This window comes from Streptomyces sp. NPDC004788, from assembly GCF_053601115.1.
The window spans coordinates 1-17,173 of the sequence record NZ_JBSGBF010000091.1; the positions used below are offsets into that span (position 1 = coordinate 1).

The 17,173-nt window shown below is 72.7% G+C and carries 17 protein-coding genes; 4 read left to right on the forward strand and 13 right to left on the reverse strand.

All coding sequences use genetic code 11. From position 1 onward, the window contains the following. Positions 1 to 152: 152 nt before the first annotated feature. The 8 genes from cysD to ACWEJX_RS30010 all read right to left on the reverse strand — a co-directional run bounded on the left by cysD (position 153) and on the right by ACWEJX_RS30010 (position 6,135). Positions 153 to 1,088 carry a sulfate adenylyltransferase subunit CysD gene (gene cysD / locus ACWEJX_RS29975; protein WP_451610555.1) on the reverse strand — a complete coding sequence of 312 codons (936 nt, stop codon included), beginning with the start codon at positions 1,086 to 1,088 and terminating at the stop codon, positions 153 to 155. Continuing rightward, on the reverse strand, positions 1,085 to 1,651 hold the full coding sequence (gene cysC / locus ACWEJX_RS29980; RefSeq protein WP_451610556.1) for an adenylyl-sulfate kinase: 567 nt from the start codon (positions 1,649 to 1,651) through the stop codon (positions 1,085 to 1,087). Before cysC ends, cysD begins: the two co-directional genes overlap by 4 nt. Next, a complete protein-coding gene (locus ACWEJX_RS29985; protein ID WP_451610557.1) occupies positions 1,648 to 2,364 on the reverse strand; it encodes a phosphoadenylyl-sulfate reductase in 717 nt (238 codons plus the stop codon). The genes cysC and ACWEJX_RS29985 overlap by 4 nt, the downstream gene beginning before the upstream one ends. Then, on the reverse strand, positions 2,361 to 2,540 hold the full coding sequence (locus ACWEJX_RS29990) for a hypothetical protein (RefSeq protein WP_451610558.1): 180 nt from the start codon (positions 2,538 to 2,540) through the stop codon (positions 2,361 to 2,363). Before ACWEJX_RS29990 ends, ACWEJX_RS29985 begins: the two co-directional genes overlap by 4 nt. Before the next feature lie 88 nt (positions 2,541 to 2,628). Next, complete coding sequence (locus ACWEJX_RS29995) at positions 2,629 to 4,326, reverse strand: nitrite/sulfite reductase (RefSeq protein ID WP_451610559.1); 1,698 nt, start codon at positions 4,324 to 4,326, stop codon at positions 2,629 to 2,631. A gap of 126 nt (positions 4,327 to 4,452) precedes the next feature. Further along, positions 4,453 to 4,536 carry a putative leader peptide gene (locus tag ACWEJX_RS30000; RefSeq protein ID WP_389208060.1) on the reverse strand — a complete coding sequence of 28 codons (84 nt, stop codon included), beginning with the start codon at positions 4,534 to 4,536 and terminating at the stop codon, positions 4,453 to 4,455. 154 nt (positions 4,537 to 4,690) lie between these two features. Next, entirely contained in the window at positions 4,691 to 5,260 is a 570-nt protein-coding gene (locus tag ACWEJX_RS30005) for a GNAT family N-acetyltransferase (protein ID WP_451610560.1), read from the reverse strand. Between the two features lie 86 nt (positions 5,261 to 5,346). After that, positions 5,347 to 6,135: a helix-turn-helix domain-containing protein gene (locus ACWEJX_RS30010; RefSeq protein ID WP_451610583.1), complete on the reverse strand. Its 789-nt coding sequence runs from the start codon at positions 6,133 to 6,135 to the stop codon at positions 5,347 to 5,349. A 146-nt stretch (positions 6,136 to 6,281) separates the two neighbouring features. Between ACWEJX_RS30010 and ACWEJX_RS30015 the strand changes: the two genes are divergently transcribed. After that, positions 6,282 to 6,704, forward strand: coding sequence for a hypothetical protein (locus tag ACWEJX_RS30015; protein WP_451610561.1), 423 nt, complete (start codon positions 6,282 to 6,284; stop codon positions 6,702 to 6,704). Between the two features lie 82 nt (positions 6,705 to 6,786). On the opposite strand, the gene ACWEJX_RS30020 is transcribed toward ACWEJX_RS30015, so the two are convergent. Then, complete coding sequence (locus ACWEJX_RS30020) at positions 6,787 to 8,088, reverse strand: GAF domain-containing protein (RefSeq protein WP_451610562.1); 1,302 nt, start codon at positions 8,086 to 8,088, stop codon at positions 6,787 to 6,789. 424 nt (positions 8,089 to 8,512) lie between these two features. Further along, complete coding sequence (locus ACWEJX_RS30025; protein WP_451610563.1) at positions 8,513 to 10,174, reverse strand: acyl-CoA dehydrogenase family protein; 1,662 nt, start codon at positions 10,172 to 10,174, stop codon at positions 8,513 to 8,515. A 17-nt stretch (positions 10,175 to 10,191) separates the two neighbouring features. Here ACWEJX_RS30025 and ACWEJX_RS30030 point away from each other — a divergent pair, with 17 nt between their 5' ends. Together ACWEJX_RS30030 and ACWEJX_RS30035 are read left to right on the forward strand one after the other, a co-directional pair. Continuing rightward, positions 10,192 to 11,352, forward strand: coding sequence for a YihY/virulence factor BrkB family protein (locus ACWEJX_RS30030; RefSeq protein WP_451610564.1), 1,161 nt, complete (start codon positions 10,192 to 10,194; stop codon positions 11,350 to 11,352). Positions 11,353 to 11,375: 23 nt separating this feature from the next. After that, positions 11,376 to 12,062, forward strand: coding sequence for a helix-turn-helix domain-containing protein (locus ACWEJX_RS30035; protein WP_451610565.1), 687 nt, complete (start codon positions 11,376 to 11,378; stop codon positions 12,060 to 12,062). Positions 12,063 to 12,203: 141 nt separating this feature from the next. Here the strand turns inward: ACWEJX_RS30035 and ACWEJX_RS30040 are convergent, their stop codons facing one another. The 3 genes from ACWEJX_RS30040 to ACWEJX_RS30050 all read right to left on the reverse strand — a co-directional run bounded on the left by ACWEJX_RS30040 (position 12,204) and on the right by ACWEJX_RS30050 (position 15,822). Beyond that, positions 12,204 to 12,623 carry a VOC family protein gene (locus ACWEJX_RS30040; protein ID WP_451610566.1) on the reverse strand — a complete coding sequence of 140 codons (420 nt, stop codon included), beginning with the start codon at positions 12,621 to 12,623 and terminating at the stop codon, positions 12,204 to 12,206. A gap of 86 nt (positions 12,624 to 12,709) precedes the next feature. Beyond that, on the reverse strand, positions 12,710 to 15,028 hold the full coding sequence (locus tag ACWEJX_RS30045) for an N-acetylmuramoyl-L-alanine amidase (protein ID WP_451610567.1): 2,319 nt from the start codon (positions 15,026 to 15,028) through the stop codon (positions 12,710 to 12,712). Between the two features lie 227 nt (positions 15,029 to 15,255). Beyond that, the gene (locus tag ACWEJX_RS30050) at positions 15,256 to 15,822 is read right to left on the reverse strand and encodes a TetR/AcrR family transcriptional regulator (RefSeq protein WP_451610568.1); all 567 of its coding nucleotides are present in this window, start codon (positions 15,820 to 15,822) and stop codon (positions 15,256 to 15,258) included. Between the two features lie 92 nt (positions 15,823 to 15,914). Between ACWEJX_RS30050 and ACWEJX_RS30055 the strand changes: the two genes are divergently transcribed. After that, entirely contained in the window at positions 15,915 to 17,135 is a 1,221-nt protein-coding gene (locus ACWEJX_RS30055) for an MFS transporter (protein ID WP_451610569.1), read from the forward strand. Positions 17,136 to 17,173: the final 38 nt, after the last annotated feature.

Sequence of the window (17,173 nt, forward strand, 5' to 3'; positions counted from 1 at the left end):
CTGGTCGGCGAGGACCGACTTGGAGTCGTGGAGCAGCCGGCCCACCAGGGTGGACTTGCCGTCGTCGACGGAACCGGCGGTCGCGAACCGCAGCAAGGTGGTCGCCGCGAGCTCCGCGTTGCCGCCGGTCGGCTGGTCGGTGGTCGTGCTCATTAGAAGTACCCCTCGCGCTTACGGTCTTCCATGGCGGCCTCGGACAGCTTGTCGTCCGCCCGGGTGGCGCCCCGCTCGGTGAGCCGGGACGCGGCGATCTCGGTGATCACGGCCTCCAGCGTGGTGGCGTCGGAGTCCACCGCGCCGGTGCAGGACATGTCGCCGACCGTGCGGTAGCGGATCAGCCGCGTCTCGACGGTCTCGGTGTCCTTCGGGCCGCCCCAGTCGCCGGCCGTCAGCCACATGCCGTTGCGCTGGAACACCTCGCGCTCGTGCGCGAAGTAGATCTCGGGAAGCGCGATCTTCTCCCGCTGGATGTACTGCCAGACGTCCAGCTCGGTCCAGTTGGACAGCGGGAACACGCGGACGTGCTCACCGGGGGCGTGCCGGCCGTTGTAGAGCTGCCACAGCTCGGGGCGCTGCCGACGCGGGTCCCACTGCGAGAACTCGTCGCGCAGGCTGAACACCCGCTCCTTGGCGCGGGCCTTCTCCTCGTCGCGCCGCCCGCCGCCGAACACGGCGTCGAAGCGGTGCTGCTGGATCGCCTCGGTCAGCGGGACGGTCTGCAGCGGATTGCGGGTGCCGTCCGGGCGCTCCTTGAGCGCGCCGCGGTCGATGTACTCCTGCACGGAGGCGACGTGCAGTCGCAGCCCGTGCTCGGCGACCACGCGGTCGCGGTACTCGATGACCTCGGGGAAGTTGTGCCCGGTGTCCACGTGCAGCAGCGTGAAGGGGATCGCCGCGGGGGCGAACGCCTTCAGCGCCAGGTGCAGCATGACGATGGAGTCCTTGCCGCCGGAGAACAGGATCACCGGCCGCTCGAACTCGCCCGCCACCTCACGGAAGATGTGGACGGCCTCGGACTCCAGGGAGTCGAGGTGCGACAGCGCGAACGGGCTGTCGGTCTCCTCGTGGAGATGAGCGACGGTGGTCATGCGAGACCCCTCTCGGTGAGCAGCGTGAAGAGCGTCGCTGCCGACTCCTGCACGGTCTGGGTGTGGGACTCGATCCGCAGATCGGGGTTCTTCGGCTCGTCGTACGGGTCGTCGACGCCGGTGAGACCGCTGATCTCGCCCGCGGCCTGCTTGGCGTAGAGGCCCTTCACGTCACGCACCGAGCACACCTCCACCGGAGTGGCGACGTGCACCTCGACGTACGCGGTGCCTTCGGCGGCGTGGCGCTTGCGGACCGCCTCGCGGCTGTCCTCGTACGGGGCGATGACGGGCACGAGCACCTTCACGCCGTTGGAGGCGAGGAGCTCGGCCACGAAGCCGATCCGCTGCACGTTGGTGTGCCGGTCCTCGCGGCTGAAGCCGAGGCCCGCGGAGAGGAACTCGCGGATCTCGTCGCCGTCGAGCACCTCGACGCGGTGGCCCTCGCCCCGCAGCCGGCCGGCCAGCTCGTACGCGATGGTGGTCTTGCCGGCGCTCGGCAGACCCGTGAGCCAGATGGTGGCACCGGTCACGTGCTTCTCCTGGGTTTCCTGAGTGTCCGTCATCCGTGCAGCCCGCACTCGGTCTTGGCGCGCCCGGCCCAGCGGCCGGCCCGCGCGTCCTCCCCCTCGGCGACCCGGCGGGTGCAGGGTGCGCAGCCGACGGAGGCGTAACCGTCCATCAGGAGCGGGTTGGTGAGGACGCCGTGCTCCGTGACGTACGCGTCGACGTCGTCCTGGGTCCAGCGGGCGATGGGGGAGATCTTCACCTTCCGGCGCTTCTCGTCCCAGCCGACGACCGGGGTGTTCGCCCGGGTCGGGGACTCGTCGCGGCGCAGTCCGGTGGCCCACGCGACGTACCCGGTCAGGCCCTCCTCCAGCGGCTTGACCTTGCGCAGCGCGCAGCACAGGTCGGGGTCGCGGTCGTGCAGTCGCGGCCCGTACTCGGCGTCCTGCTCCTCGACCGTCTGGCGCGGCGTGATCGTGATGACGTTGACGTCCATGACGGCGTCGACGGCGTCCCGGGTGCCGATGGTCTCGGGGAAGTGGTAGCCGGTGTCGAGGAAGACGACGTCCACGCCCGGCATGGCGCGCGAGGCGAGGTGCGCGACGACCGCGTCCTCCATGGAGGAGGTGACGCAGAAGCGCTTGCCGAAGGTGGTGGCCGCCCACTGGAGGATCTCCAGGGCGGAGGCGTCCTCCAGCTCGCGGCCGGCCTGCTCGGCGAGTGCCTTCAGGTCGGCCGCGGTCAGCTCATCGGCAGACTGATCGACCGTCATATCTCATTCCTCCCAGGGTCGTTGACCGGAAGTCCGGGGGCGAGCAGCCCCAGGAACTTCAGCTGGAAGGCTCGGCTGCACGCGGCGCATTCCCAGGCGCCATGGCCCTGCTCGTTCGGACGCAGGTCCTCGTCCCCGCAGTAGGGGCAGTAGAAGGGGGCGGCTCGCTCGCTCACTGCGCCTCCTTGTTCGCTTCTCCGCCCGTGCGGCGCAGAGGTGCGGCTTTCGTCGTCGTCTGCGGCCCGGCGGCCGCGCGTGCGTCGCTCACGACAGCGCCTCCTCGGAGGCACGCGCCGCCCAGGTGGCGAAGCGCTCGCCGTCCGCGCGCTCCTCCTGGAAGCGCTTGAGGAGCCGCTCGACGTAGTCGGGGAGCTCGGCCGAGGTCACCTTGTGACCGCGGAGCTTGCGGCCGAAGCCGGCCTCCAGGCCGAGCGCGCCGCCCAGGTGGACCTGGTAGCCCTCGACCCGGTTGCCGTCGGCGTCCAGGACCAGCTGGCCCTTGAGACCGATGTCCGCGACCTGGATGCGGGCGCAGGCGTTCGGGCAGCCGTTGATGTTGATGGTGATCGGCTCGTCGAACTCCGGCAGGCGGCGCTCCAGTTCGTCGATGAGCGAGGCGCCGCGGCCCTTCGTCTCGACGATCGCGAGCTTGCAGAACTCGATGCCGGTGCAGGCCATCGTGCCGCGCCGGAACGGCGACGGGGTGACCCGCAGGTCAAGCGCCTCCAGGGCGGAGACGATCGACTCGACCTGCGCCTCCTCGACGTCCAGGACCAGCATCTTCTGCTCGGCGGTCGTACGGACCCGGCCCGAGCCGTGTGCCTCGGCGATCTCGGCGATCTTCGTCAGCGTGGCGCCGTCGACGCGGCCGACGCGCGGCGCGAAGCCCACGTAGAAGCGCCCGTCCTTCTGCTTGTGGACGCCCACGTGGTCGCGCCACCGGCCGACCGGCTGCTCGGGGGCGGGGCCGTCCGTCAGCTTGCGCTTCAGGTACTCGTCCTCCAGGACCTGGCGGAACTTCTCCGGGCCCCAGTCGGCGACGAGGAACTTCAGGCGGGCGCGGTTGCGCAGCCGGCGGTAGCCGTAGTCGCGGAAGATCGAGATGACGCCCTCGTAGACGTCCGGCACCTCGTCGAGCGAGACCCAGGTGCCCAGCCGCACGCCGAGCTTGGGGTTGGTGGACAGACCGCCGCCGACCCAGACGTCGAAGCCGGGACCGTGCTCGGGGTGGTTCACGCCGACGAAGGCGATGTCGTTGATCTCGTGCGCCACGTCGAGCAGCGGCGAGCCGGAGACCGCGGACTTGAACTTGCGGGGCAGGTTGGAGAAGTCCTTGTTGCCGACGATCCGGCGGTAGATCTCCTCGATGGCCGGGGTGCCGTCGATGATCTCGTCCGCGGCGATGCCGGCGACGGGCGAGCCGAGGATGACGCGCGGGGTGTCGCCGCACGCCTCGGTGGTCGACAGGCCGACCGCCTCCAGGCGGTTCCAGATCTCCGGGACGTCCTCGATCCGGATCCAGTGGAACTGGACGTTCTGCCGGTCGGTGATGTCGGCGGTGCCGCGCGCGAACTCCTGGGAGATCTCGCCGATCACCCGCAGCTGCTCGGTGCTCAGCCGGCCGCCGTCGATGCGGACGCGGAGCATGAAGAACTCCGCGTCCAGCTCCTCCGGCTCCAGGACACCGGTCTTGGTGCCGTCCAGGCCCTCGCGGCGCTGGGTGTAGAGGCCCCACCAGCGCATGCGTCCGCGCAGGTCGTTGGGGTCAATGGAGTCGAAACCGCGCTTGGAGTAGATCGTCTCAATACGTGTCCGCACATTGAGACCGTCGTCATCCTTCTTGAACTGCTCATTGCCGTTCAGCGGGGTGAAGTGCCCCGCGGCCCACTGACCCTCGCCACGGTGGCGCCCGGTCTTGCGGCGGGCGGTGGCGGGAGTGGGGTTTTCCGGGGTGGCGGCCATGGCGATATGTCCTTCGGGACGGCGAGAGGGCGGCTCTGACCTGCACACTCGCGCGTGGGTCGGAGGGTGGCGCGGCAGTGCGCAGCGAAACAGGACGTCAGGAAGAGTGCGGCGGTGCTGGTTTTCTCAGCGCGCCGAACAGATGGCGCTGGACATGCGGCCGAGGTCGACGTGCCGCCGACTCACCAAGGCAGTTCCAGTTCCAGACATGACGGAAGCGTGTCACGGGACTTTGGACCCAGTCCAGCTTCGTCCAGGATGTGGACAGGAGTGTCTCGCTTCATGAGACGGTGTGGCATGGGTCACGCGAAAGGGGCCCAGTTCAGGGCCCCTTTCACGCGCTGTGTGCATACGGTTCCACGGCTCAGGCGTACGCGCCCGGCCACGGGCCCGGCGTCTCGGCCTCCTCCGCCTGCTCCACCTTGGTGTCGAAGAGCCGGAAGCCGCGCCGCTCGTAGTTCGCCATCGCGTGCTCGCCGTCGAGCGAGCAGGTGTGCAGCCACACGCGCTTGGTCGGTGTCCGCTCCGGCCAGCGCTCGGCCAGGTCCCAGGCGCGCTCCACTCCGTACGAGAGGAGGTGCCCGCCGATCCCTCGGCCCCGGAACGCGGGGATCAGGCCGAAGTAGACGATCTCCACCACGCCGTCGTCCTGCGGGTCCAGCTCCACGTACCCGGCCGGCGTCCCGTTCTCGTACGCCACCCAGATCTCGGCGCCCGGCTTCTCGACGATCTCCTGCCACTGCGCGTAGGTGAGGGAGAGCCGGTCGGTCCACCGGATGTCGCCGCCGACCGCTGTATAGAGGAAGCGGCTGAACTCCGCCGACGGCTCCCCGGCGCGCACGATCCTCAGGTCCCGGCCCTCGGGGGCGGGGACCGGACGCAGGTCGGACGGCGAGGTCTGTTCCAGGGACCAGGTGGTCAGAGTGATGCTCATGGGCTTATCGCATCATGCGGAGCGCTGGATTCCCAGGGCCTTCCTGCCAGGCGGGACCGGAATCACTACCGCAACCGGCGCCGGGATCACTTGCGGCCGGAGGCGGCCTCGGCGAGCAGTTCCGCGGTACGGGCGTCCGCCGGGAGGAAGGCCTCCAGCTTCAGCTCGGCCACCGTCACGTCGGACGCCGTGCCGAACCGGGTCAGGGTGGTCAGCAGCCGCAGCTCCTCGTCCCCCTCCGCGGTGCGCAGGCGCAGCGGCACCGCGAAGCCCACGTACTCCGGCCCGGGGTCGCGGGGCCGCTCCGGGACCAGCGCGGTCAGCTCGGCGATCCGATCTGTGAGCCGCTCGTCCGGATTGCGGACAGATTCGCTCCGCATCGAGTCCAGGATGTGCCAGGCCCACTCCTCCAGGTTCACGATCCGGGGCGCGAGCCCGCGCGGGTGCAGCAGCAGCCGGGCCACGTCCACCGGGGCCCGCAGCAGCTCCGGATCGGCCGTCGCGGTCAGCGCGGCGAAGGCGGCGTTGGCCGCCACCAGGTCCGCGTACCGGTCCACGATCACCGCCGGATACGGCTGGTGCGCCTCCATCACGCTGATCAGCGCCGTGCGCACCGGCGCGAGCGCCGGATCGTCGAGCCGTGACTCGCGGTACGCGGGGGCGTAGCCGGAGGCCAGGAGCAGCGCGTTCCGCTCGCGCAGTGGCAGCTCCAGCGACTCGGCGAGCCGCACCACCATCGCCCGGCCCGGCACCGACCGGCCGCTCTCGATGAAGCTCACGTACCGCTGCGTGGTCCCGGCCCGCGAGGCCAGCTCCAGCTGGCTCATCCGCCGCCGGCTCCGCCACGCGCGCAGCGACGGGCCCACGCCGCTCATCGGTCTCGTCTCGCTGGTCGTCACGTCCCCGTGTCTACCGGAGCGGGCGGCCGGTGGGCCATTCCCTGCGGGGAATTGCCGGGCCGCACCCCGGTCCGGATTCTGGACACATCCGATCACCCGCACCGGAACAGGGAGCAGCAGCCATGTCGTACCCCGACCCGCAGACCGTCGCCGACCGCTACGCCGCCGTCTGGAACGAGCCCGACCCCGAGCTGCGCCGCCGCGCCGTCCGGGAGCTGTGGCACGAGGACGGCGTCCACGTCCTCCAGCCGCCGCAGGAGATGCGCGAGGCCGCCCGCGCCATCGGCTTCGCCGAGCCCGAGCTGCACGCCCGCGGCCACGCCGAGCTGGAGGCACGGGTGAACCGCGCATACGAGGAGTTCGTGGCCCCCGGCGCCATGACCTTCCGCGCGGCGCGGGACGCCGAGCGCCTCGGCAACGTGATCAAGTTCCGCTGGGAGGCGGTGCTCGGCGAGACCGGGGAGCCGGGCGGCGGCGGACTCGAGTTCGTCGTGCTGGCGGAGGACGGCCGGATCGCCGAGGACTACCAGTTCATCGAGAGCTGAGCGCGCCGGGAGCGTCGACCGGGTCGAGCAGCGCTGTCCAGGATGTGGACAGCGCCGGACGCCCCGCCCGCCCTCGCCGGCCTCATGCCGTCATCCCGGCGCGGGCGGCCACCACCGCCGGGGCCGTCGACTGCGGGAGCAGGTCCGAGGGGTGGGCCGGGCGGTGCAGCACGACCTCGACCTCCTCGCTGAAGCGGTACGGGCGGTGGGCGAGGACGCCGGCCAGGTTGCGGCGGACGCGGGACATCTCGGCCCGTACCGTCACCGTCCTCGTCCGGTCGCCGAAGACGTCCTCGGCGAGATCGGCCGCCGTCCGGCCCTCCGGGTGCAGGGCGAGCACGTAGAGGAGTTCGGCGTGCCGGGGGCTGAGCTCCTGCGACCAGCTGCCGGCCGCGCCCGACACGGCGACCGTCCAGCGGCGCGGGCGGCTGAGGTCGAGCACGACCCGGCTCGCCGCGCCGGAGGCGGGGTCGGCCGTCGGGGGCTCGTCGTCCACCCTGAGCAGCCAGCCGCCGGGCAGCGGCTCCACCGCGCACATGCCGAGCGACGGCAGCCAGACCCGTCCCGCCCGGAAGGACTTGGGAAGCGCCAGCCGGTCCACCGGCGCCATGCCGGTCACCGCCGCCGTCCAGCCGTGCGGGTCCACGGCGACGGCCCGCCCGCCGACCCGGCAGAGGATGGGCGCGGCGACCGAGCGGAGCCGCTCGATGGACCGCAGGTGCCGCTGCCGCATCTCGGCCTCGGCGAGCTGGGCGACGGAGGAGACGAGCGCGAGCGTGGTCGGGTGGAAGCTGGAGGCCGGGCCGCTGACGTCGACGATCCCGAGCAGACGCTGGTCGCGCGGGTCGTGGACGGGGGCGGCGGCGCAGGTCCAGTTGTGCAGCTGCTGGACGTAGTGCTCGGCGGAGTGCACCTGGACGGCGCGGCCCATCGCGAGGGCCGTGCCCACCGCGTTGGTCCCGGTGTCGCTCTCGCTCCAGGCGGCGCCCTCCTCCAGGCAGATGCCGTGGGCCTGGCGCATCACCGACAGATTGCCCTCCCGCCACAGCACCCGGCCGTGCTCGTCCGTCACCACCATCATCTGCATCGAGGCGTCGGCGATCCGTGCGAGCCCGGCGCTGAGCGTGCGCATCACCTCGCCGAGGGCGGTCGTGCGGCGCCGCTCCTCCAACTCGTCGCGGCGCAGCAGCACGCTGCTGGTGCCCTGGTCGGGCTTGAGGCCGAGGCGGAACATGCGCTGCCAGGAGGCGTCGATGACCCGCCGGGGCGCGACCGGCGGGGTGCGGCCGGCCAGCGTCTCCTCGCGGACCTTGTGGAGCAGCCGGGTCGCCTGGGCGGCGTCCATCGTGGCCAGCCGGTTCAGGTCGAGCTCGGTGTTGTTCATCGGTCCCTCCCAGCCATCCGCGGTGCGGTAGTCGGCCCTGTGGTGCGTGGTGCGTGGTGCGGTGCGTGCGTGCGTGCGTGGTGTGGTGCGGTGCGGTGCGTGCGTGGTGCGGTGCGCGCGGTGTCGCGGTGGTGCTGCCGTATCGGTTCTGCTGAGTGCGCGCCCCCCGGCGGCGCGGGTCCAGGCGCCCATCGTGCCGCTCCGCGGAGCGACACGCCGGGTGCTTCCCGTAATCCTGCAACCCCTTGCAACTCTGGCAACCCCTGCCCTCGTGCACGAAGGTGGAACCGAAGCGGAGGGTGGTGCCGTGTCGGCGCAGCACCACCCTCGGCTTTTCCGCGCGTGCCGACCCCCTCAGGTCCACCCCTGGCACGCGCGGCACAGCGCCTCACTCACCCGAACGAGGGGCTCTCCGTACGGGCGTTCACGCCAGCGGTCGGGCCCGCTCCACCACCGCGCCCAGGTCCAGGGTGTGCGGCAGCGTCCCGAACGACGCCCCCCAGTCCCCGCCGAGCCGCGACGCGCAGAAGGCGTCCGCCACCTCCGCCGGCGCCCACCGCACGAGCAGCGCGCCCTGCAGCACCCGCGCCATCCGCTCCACGAGCCGGCGCGCCCGCGCCTCGATCCCGTCCAGATCGGCCAGTTCGGCCAGCAGGTCCCGGATCGCCCGGTCGAGCCGGTGGTCCGCGCCCCGCGCCCGCCCCACCTCCGTCAGGAACGCGTTCAGCGCGCCCGGCTCCCGCTGCAGCGCCCGCAGCACGTCGAGCGCCTGGACGTTCCCGGCGCCCTCCCAGACGGAGTTCAGCGGCGACTCGCGCAGCAGCCGCGGCAGCACCGACTCCTCCACGTACCCGTTCCCGCCCAGGCACTCCAGGGCCTCCGCCACCACCGGCGTACACCGCTTCGTCACCCAGTACTTCGCCACCGGCACCGCGATCCGCAGCAGCGCCCGCTCCCGCACCCGCTCGTCCTCCGCGCCGGAGTCGGCGGCGTCGTACGCCGCCGCGAGCCGCATCCCCAGCACCGTCGCCGCCTCCGACTCCAGGGCCAGATCGGCGAGCACGTTGCGCATCAGCGGCTTGTCGACGAGCAGCCCGCCGAAGGCGGCGCGGTACGAGGCGTGGTGCACGGCCTGCGCGACCGCCTGCCGCATCAGCGCCGCCGAACCGAGCACGCAGTCGAGCCGGGTCGCCGCCACCATCCCGATGATCGTGTGCAGCCCGCGCCCCTCCTCACCGACCGGGCGGGCCCAGGTCGACCCGTCGAACTCCACCTCCGCCGAGGCGTTCGAGCGGTTGCCCAGCTTGTCCTTCAGGCGCTGGATCGCGAACGGGTTGCGCGTGCCGTCCGGCAGCACCCGCGGCACCAGGAAGCAGCTCAGTCCGCCGGGGGCCTGCGCGAGCACCAGGAACCCGTCCGACATCGGCGCCGAACAGAACCACTTGTGCCCCGTCAGGACGTACCCGCCGTCGCCCGCCAGCGGCTCCGCCCGGGTCGTGTTCGCCCGGACGTCGCTGCCGCCCTGCTTCTCCGTCATGCCCATCCCGAGCAGCACGCCCGACTTCTCCAGCGGCGGCCACAGCTCCTGCTCGTACACCCGGGAGGCGAGCAGCGGCTCCCACTCGGCCGCGAGCTCCGGATCCGCCCGCAGCGCCGGCACCGCCGCGTGCGTCATCGACAGCGGACAGCCGTGCCCCGCCTCCACCTGCGAGGCCAGCATGAACGCCGCCGCCCGCCGCACATGGCCGCCCGGCCGGCCCCACGCGCTGCCGCTGAGCCCCGCCGCCACGCCGCGACCGAGCAGCCGGTGCCACGACGGGTGGAACTCCACCTCGTCGATCCGCCGGCCGTACCGGTCGTGGGTCCGCAGCCGCGGCGGATTCTCGTTCGCGAGCCGCCCCCACTCCAGCGCCTGCGCCGAACCCGCCGACACCCCCAGGGCCGTCAGCTCCTCACCGGCCTCCGCCGCCACCTCCGGCGGCAGGTGCCGTCCGACGGCCTCGACGAGTGCCCGGTCGCTCGCGTACACGTCGTACCCCACCAGCGGGGGAGCCTGGTTGGTCACGGTGTGGGTCCTTGGTGCCATGCCGATACGGTAAGGAGGTGCAGGCAGCAAACGAAACACCCGGCCGTGGCGATCGGGGCGAGGAACCGGAGCGGACGGAGCGGTCCGACCGGCGCCGGTGGCGCAGGCTCCAGCGGGCCCGCGTCCTCTACCGCAACGTCTCCAAGCGGAAGATGGTCTGGCTGCTCCTCAAGGACACGGTCAACTCGTGCATGGAGTACCGCATCCTCGGCCTCGCCGCCGAAGCCGCCTTCTTCACCCTGCTCTCGCTGCCGCCGCTGCTGCTCGGCCTGATCGCCCTGCTCGGCTACGCCGACGAGTGGACCAACACCGACACCGTCGCCAGCATCCAGCGGAACATTCTGCACGCCGCCGGCACCGTCCTCTCCGACAAGGGCGTCAACGAGGTCGCCCGCCCCCTCCTGGAGGACGTCACCCGGGCCAAACGCCCCGACATCATTTCCCTCGGCTTCGCCATCGCGATCTGGTCCGGCTCCCGCGCGGTCAACGTCTTCATCGACACGATCACCGTCATGTACGGCCTCGACGGCCACCGCGGCATCGTCAAGACCCGGCTGCTGTCCCTGCTGCTCTACATCGTGGCCCTCCTCATCGGCGCGGTCGTGCTGCCGCTCGCCGTCGTCGGCCCCGACCGCCTCGTCCAGATCCTGCCCTGGGGCACCGAGGTCGTCTCGGTCCTGTACTGGCCGACGGTCATCCTGCTGTCCGTCGTCTTCCTGACCACCCTGTACCACGTGTCCGTGCCGGTCCGCTCGCCGTGGATCGAGGACATCCCCGGCGCCTTCGTCGCCCTCGGCATGTGGGTGCTCGGCAGCTTCCTGCTGCGCATCTACCTGGTCAGCCAGGTCGAGGGCCCCACCATCTACGGCTCCCTCGCCGCGCCCATCGCCGTCCTCCTCTGGATCGGCATCTCCGCCTTCGCCGTCCTCGTCGGCGCCGCCGTCAACGCCGCCATCGACCGCGTCTGGCCCTCCGTCGCCACCGCCGCCGCCCGCGAGGCCGGCGAACGCGCCCGCGCCGCCCAGGCCGCCGACCTCGTGGCCCGGCTGCGCGCCGAGGAGGACGACGTGGACGAGGACGACCCCGACATGCCGTCCGAGTTCCCGGAACGCTGGTCGAAGTTCCTGCCGCCGGACGACGTGAAGTCGCGGCTGCACGCGACCCGCGACAAGGAGTAGGCCCCGCGGCCTACTCTGGGCGGGTGTACGAGGAACGCCCCGCGCGGCTCGCCGGAGCGGTCGTCTGGACCCGGGCCGTCGCCCGGGAGACGGCCGTCCGCCCGGTGCTGCCCGACGGGTGCATGGACCTGATCTGGGCCGACGGCCGGCTGCTCGTCGCCGGACCGGACACCCGGGCGTACGTCCCCGAGAACCCCGCCGCCGTGTACGCCGGTGTGCGCTTCGCGCCCGGGGAGGCCCCGGGGGTGCTCGGCGCCGAGGCGAGCGAGCTGCGCGACCGGCGCGTGGACCTGGCGGAGCTGTGGGGCGCCCGGACCGCGCGGCGGCTCGCCGACGAGGTGACCGGGGCGGCCGACCGGGCCGCCGCCCTGGAGGAGCTGGTGCTGCGCCGGGCCGCCGGGGCGCCCGCGCCCGATCCGCTGCTGCGGGCGGTGGTGGCCCGGCTGCGGGCGGGCGGCTCGGTGGGTGCGGCGGCGGACGAGGCGGGCCTCGGCGCACGACAGCTGCACCGGCGCTCGCTCGCCGCGTTCGGCTACGGCCCCAAGACGCTGGCCCGGATCCTGCGCCTCCAGCGGGCGCTCGCCCTGGTGACGGCCGGGGTGCCGTACGCGGAGGCGGCGTACCGCGCGGGCTGCACGGACCAGGCCCATCTGGCCCGCGAGATGCGGGCCCTGACGGGGACGACCCTGACCGGCTACCTCTCCGGCTGACGCCGCTGAGCCGCGAGCGCTCGGGCCGACGGCTCTGACCGGCTCCCTCTTCGGCTGACGCCTCTGGCCGGCCACCTCTCCGGCTGACGCCGCTGAGCCGCGAGCGCTCCGGCTGGTGCCCCGGACCCGCCGCGTCTCCGGCTACTGGTCCGCGTACAGCGAGACCGCCGCGCCGTCCGGGTCGAGCACCACCGCGTAGCGCTGCCCCCAGACCGCGTCCCAGGGCTTCAGGTGCCCGCGGTGACCGGCGGCCGTGACCGCCTCGTACACCGCGTCGACCTCGTCCGCGTCCGCGCAGCGGAAGGCGAGCGCCACCCGGTCGCCACCCGCGGGCCGGGACCACTCGGGGTCGAAGGAGCGGACGACGTCCTCGGTGTCCCACAGCACCCGCAGGCCGCCGGGCAGCGCGAGCTCCACGTGCGGGGCGCTCTCGGCGCCGGCCGGGACGTCCAGACCGAGCAGCCGGTAGAAGGCGAGCGAGGCGGCCATGTCGGCGGTGACCAGGCCGATGACGTCGAGGCGGGGAACGGGGCGTGCGGGTCGGTTCGTGTGCGTGTTCATGGCCCCATGCTGGAAGGCCCCGGGCCGACCCGTCTTGTACGGATCGGACACCGGGGCCTTCTCGGGTGCCGGGGGCGCGGACCGGACTACTTCAGGTAGACCAGGCCGTCCGTGGTGATCGTCGGCCGGCCGTACGTACCGACGACGACGATCTTGACCGTGTGCTTGGCACTGGACGCCCAGGTCTTGGTCCAGATCGCGTTGCGGTACATGGTCGTCGCCGACTTCAGGTCGACCGTGGTGACCTTGACCCCGTCCACGTACACGTACGCCTGGCCGGAGGTGCTGCTCCGGGAGACCACCCAGGCCGCCGAACGGCCGGTGAAGGTCCAGGTCAGGGACGCGTTCTTGGTGCCGCTCGAGTACGAGTAGCCGCCCAGGTAGCTGGACGAGGAACGGGTCGCCCAGCTGCTGTACTTCGCCGCCGCGCTCTCCTGGAGGATCGCCGGGGTGGCGCCGACGGTGGCCGCGCCCTTGTTGCCCGCCTGGTCGTAGGCCGACAGGGTGAAGTACGTCGTCACGCCCGGCTTGGCGCCGAGGGTGCCCGAGACGGTCGTGGCCGGGCCGTAGGTGACCGCCGGGGTGGTGAGCCGGACGTCGCGCAGGGCCAGCGCGTCGGCCGCCTTCCAGCGCAGCTTCACCGGCGCGGACGTGCTGCTGACCGTGCCGCCCGTCAGCTCGGCGGTCGGCTTGGTGGAGAAGTACGGCGCGGTGGTGTCGCCGACGACGGTGACGGCCGCGCTGGTCGCCGTCTTGCCCGACTGGTGGGTGGCGCGCACCTGCACGGTGTGGGAGCCGACCGCGACGGTCGTGGAGGCCGAGGTCGCCGAACCGGCGACGGTGGCGACGGCCTTGCCGTCGACGAGCAGCTCGTTCTTGGCGATCAGCGCGGCGGGCGTGGTGGCGCTCCAGCTCACGGTGACCGGGCCGCGGGTGTAGTACTTGCCGCCGGCCGCGCCCGCTCCGGAGACGGACTTGACGGTCAGTCCGGCGACCGGGCCGCCCGCCCAGGTGCGGAGCGTGCCGAGCTGGCCGTAGAGGTTGTTGCCGGGGCACTCGGTGTTGTAGCCGTCGCGGTGCCCGAAGATCGTCGGGAAGGTGAGCTTGTCCCCGGCGGCCCAGTTCCTGCCCGTGCCGCTCGGGCCGGCCGCGCCCGCGGTCAGCGTGGTCGTGCCGGTCGGGTCGACCTTGTACTGCCCGAGCTTCCAGGCGGCGAGCCGGGCCACCGACGTCAGCGCGGCGGTCGACGGGACGGCGGTGTTGTAGTCACCGAGCACCGAGACGCCGGCGGTCTCGGAGTTGAAGCCGTAGGTGTGCGCGCCGAAGACGGGACGGTCGACACCGCCCTTGCGGCCCTCGTAGATGACACCGCACTTGTCGACCAGGAAGTTGTAGCCGATGTCCTTCCAGCCGTTCGACTTCACGTGGTACGTGTAGATGCCACGCACGATCGCGGGGCCGTCGGCGCACGTGTACGTGTTGGAGTCGGCGGTGTGGTGGACCGCGACGGCCTTGACCGGGCCCGGCAGATAGCTCGGCGCCTCGGGGCTGATGGACTCGTCGGCCTGCCAGTCGGCGCGGGACTTGATCGCCGGCTGCGGCACGGTCGACGGCGGGGCCGGCGGCACGGACACGGTCGGGGTGGCGCTCGCCGTCGCCGAGGCCGAGTCGGTCGGCGCGGGCGAGGTCGTGGCGGTGTCGGTCGGGGCCGGATCCGTCGGGGTCGCGGCGGTGTCCGACGGCGAGGCCGTCGCGGTGTCCGTCGGGGCCGGGTCGGTCGTCTGATCGGGGGTCGGCTCGGTGGTCGTACCGGTGCCCGGGTCCGTGGTGGTCGGAGTGTCGGTCGGGGTCGGGTCCGTGGTCTCGGCGCCCGCCGCGCCCTCCATCACGTACGCCGCCGTGTCGATCGAGGCGGCCTTCGACCGGCCCGGGTCGATCATGTCCAGGCGCAGCCCGGCCGGGAGCCGGTCCGTGGCCTTGCCGCCCGCGACGACCCGCACCTCCACGCCGTCGGACGGGCCGACCCACGCCGGGTCGGTGCCGCCGCGCTTGGCGTTCTTGTCCTCCGGCGCGGTGTTGCCGTCGAGGTGCACCCAGCGGCCCCACGTGTCCGTGCCGGCCTTGCGGGCCCGGGCCTCCACGCTGCCGGCGATCCTGGCGTGCGGGTCGGACCAGGTGACGCCGAGCATGCTGAACGGCTTGGTGTCCTGCTGCGCGAGGGTCGCGCTGTGCCCGTTCGCGTCCGTCTTCAGACCGAGCGATCTCGCCTCGGTGCGGACCGGCCCGGAGCCGCCCTCGTCGTCGAGGGAGCCGATCGGATTACCGGTCACCCCCTGGAAGACGAGGATCCCGGACAGACCGGCCGCGACCGCCGCAGCCGTACCCCATATTCGACGCCGCCGCATGCGGCCCCACCCCATCGTGTGTCAGTGGCTGGATAGCTACGTTCGATTGCCTGATCGGCGGGAGGAACATACCGGAGGGTCGAACTTCGGATGTCACCGGGGGAGGTACCGGAGAGATGCGGGGGAGGGGCGGGGGGAGTTAGGGGGATTAGGGGAGGTTATGGGGAGGGGTTCGGTCGGACGGGGCGGGGTGACGACCGCCCCCGGCGGCCGTCACCCCGCGGATCTCAGCGCGCGGCGGCCAGCGCGACGACCGTGTCGGCGGTCCGCCGGGCGTAGCCGGCGTCGAGGGTGGTGCGGTCGAACAGCAGCCGGTACCACATCGGCCCGTAGACGAGGTCGATGAGGAAGTCGGTGTCGTCATAGGCGAGTTCACCGCGCTCGCGGGCGCGGTCCATCAGTGACCGCACCAGGTCGCGCCGGGGCAGGATCAGGCGCTCCCACATGGTGCGGGCGAAGGTCTCGTCCTGGACGCCCTCGGCGGCGAGCGCCCGGTTGAGGACGCCGCTGACGCCCTGCTGGGCCTCGAAGGTCGCGGTCAGCAGCTCGACCAGGTCGCCGTGGAGGGTGCCGGTGTCCGGGACGGGCAGCCGGCCGGCCGCGATGTCGGTGAGCACCTCGAGGATCGCCTCGCCCTTGCTCCGGTAGCGCCGGTAGACGGTCTGTTTCGAGACACCCGCGCGGGAGGCGATGCCCTCCATGCTCACCGCCCGGTAGCCGTTCTCGCTGACCAGGTCCTTCGTCGCGCGCAGGATGGCGTCGTCCACGCCGGGGTCTCTGGGTCGTCCGCTCATGTCCCCACCTTAAGCCATTGACATACGGACCGCTCCGTATTGTAATGGCATTACGAACCGCACCGCACCGTATTGAAATGGGGGTGGATGGGATGGACGCGATGCCCACCCGTCGTTCCGGGCCGGCCCTGTGGGCCCTGGCCCTCGGTTACTTCTCCTTCGGCACGTCCTCGCTCGCGGTGGTCGGGCTCAGTGCCCCCATCAGCCAGGAGCTGTACGTCACCCAGGCCCGGGTCGGCCTGCTCGTGACGGTGTTCGCGCTCACCTTCGCCGTCACCGCCCCGCTCGCCCCCGTGGTCCTGGGGCGCCTGGGCCGCAGGAGCGTGCTGCTGGCCGGCCTCGCGGTGATGGCCGCCGGAGGCGTCGCCGCCGCGCTCTCCCCCGACTACGGCGTGCTGTGCGCGGCCCGGGTGCTCACCGCGCTGGGCGGGGCGGCGTTCGGCCCGGCCGCCTCGGCGGCGGGCTCGCTGCTCGTGCCCGAGGAGCGCCGCACCCGTGCGCTGGCCACCGTCTTCGCCGGGATGACGGCGGCGACCGTGCTCGGCGTGCCGCTCAGCACGAGCCTCGGCCAGAGCGTCGGATGGCGGTGGACCACGGCCGGCATAGCCGCCCTCACCCTGCTCTCGTTGGCCCTGGTCGCCGTCCTGGTGCCCGCTCTTGAGCGCGGCACCCCGGCCACCGCGGCCGCCTTCCGGCCGGTGCTGCGGACGAAGGGCGTGCTGCCCGTGATCGCGACGACGCTCGCGTTCATGGCCGCCCAGTTCACCGTCTACGGCGTCGCCGGTGCCTACCTGGTCGACCGCTTCCACGCCACCACCGGTCAGGTCGCCCTGCTCCTGCTGGTGTTCGGCGTCGCCGGCGTCGTCGGCAACGCGGCGGCCGGCCGGGTCTTCGAGCGCCTCGGCGGCCCCCTCACGATCACCGTTTCCGTGGCCGGCCTCGCCGCAGCGTTCGCCGCCCTGCTGCTCGCCCCGGCCGGCTTCCCGGCCGCCGTCACCGCCTTCACCGTCTGGGCCGTCTTCAGCCAGCTCTTCCAGGCCCCCCAGCAGGCCCGGCTCGTGGCCCTTGTCCCCGACCAGCGGGCCCTCGGCCTCGCCCTGAACGCGTCCTCCCTCTACCTCGGCATGAGCATCGGCAGCCTCCTCGGCTCCACCCTGCTCCCCGCCACCGGCGCCGCCTGGCTGCCGGCCGCCGGACTCGTCCCGCTCGCCCTGGCCGCCTGGGCCCACCGGGCCTCCGGCCGCCACCAGCCTCGTACGCCCCGGTCGTCCGAGCCCACCACCACGGCCCCGGCCACCGCCCCCGGCCGCTGACCGTCCCGAAACCCCTCGCAGAACCGAACCGAAAAAGG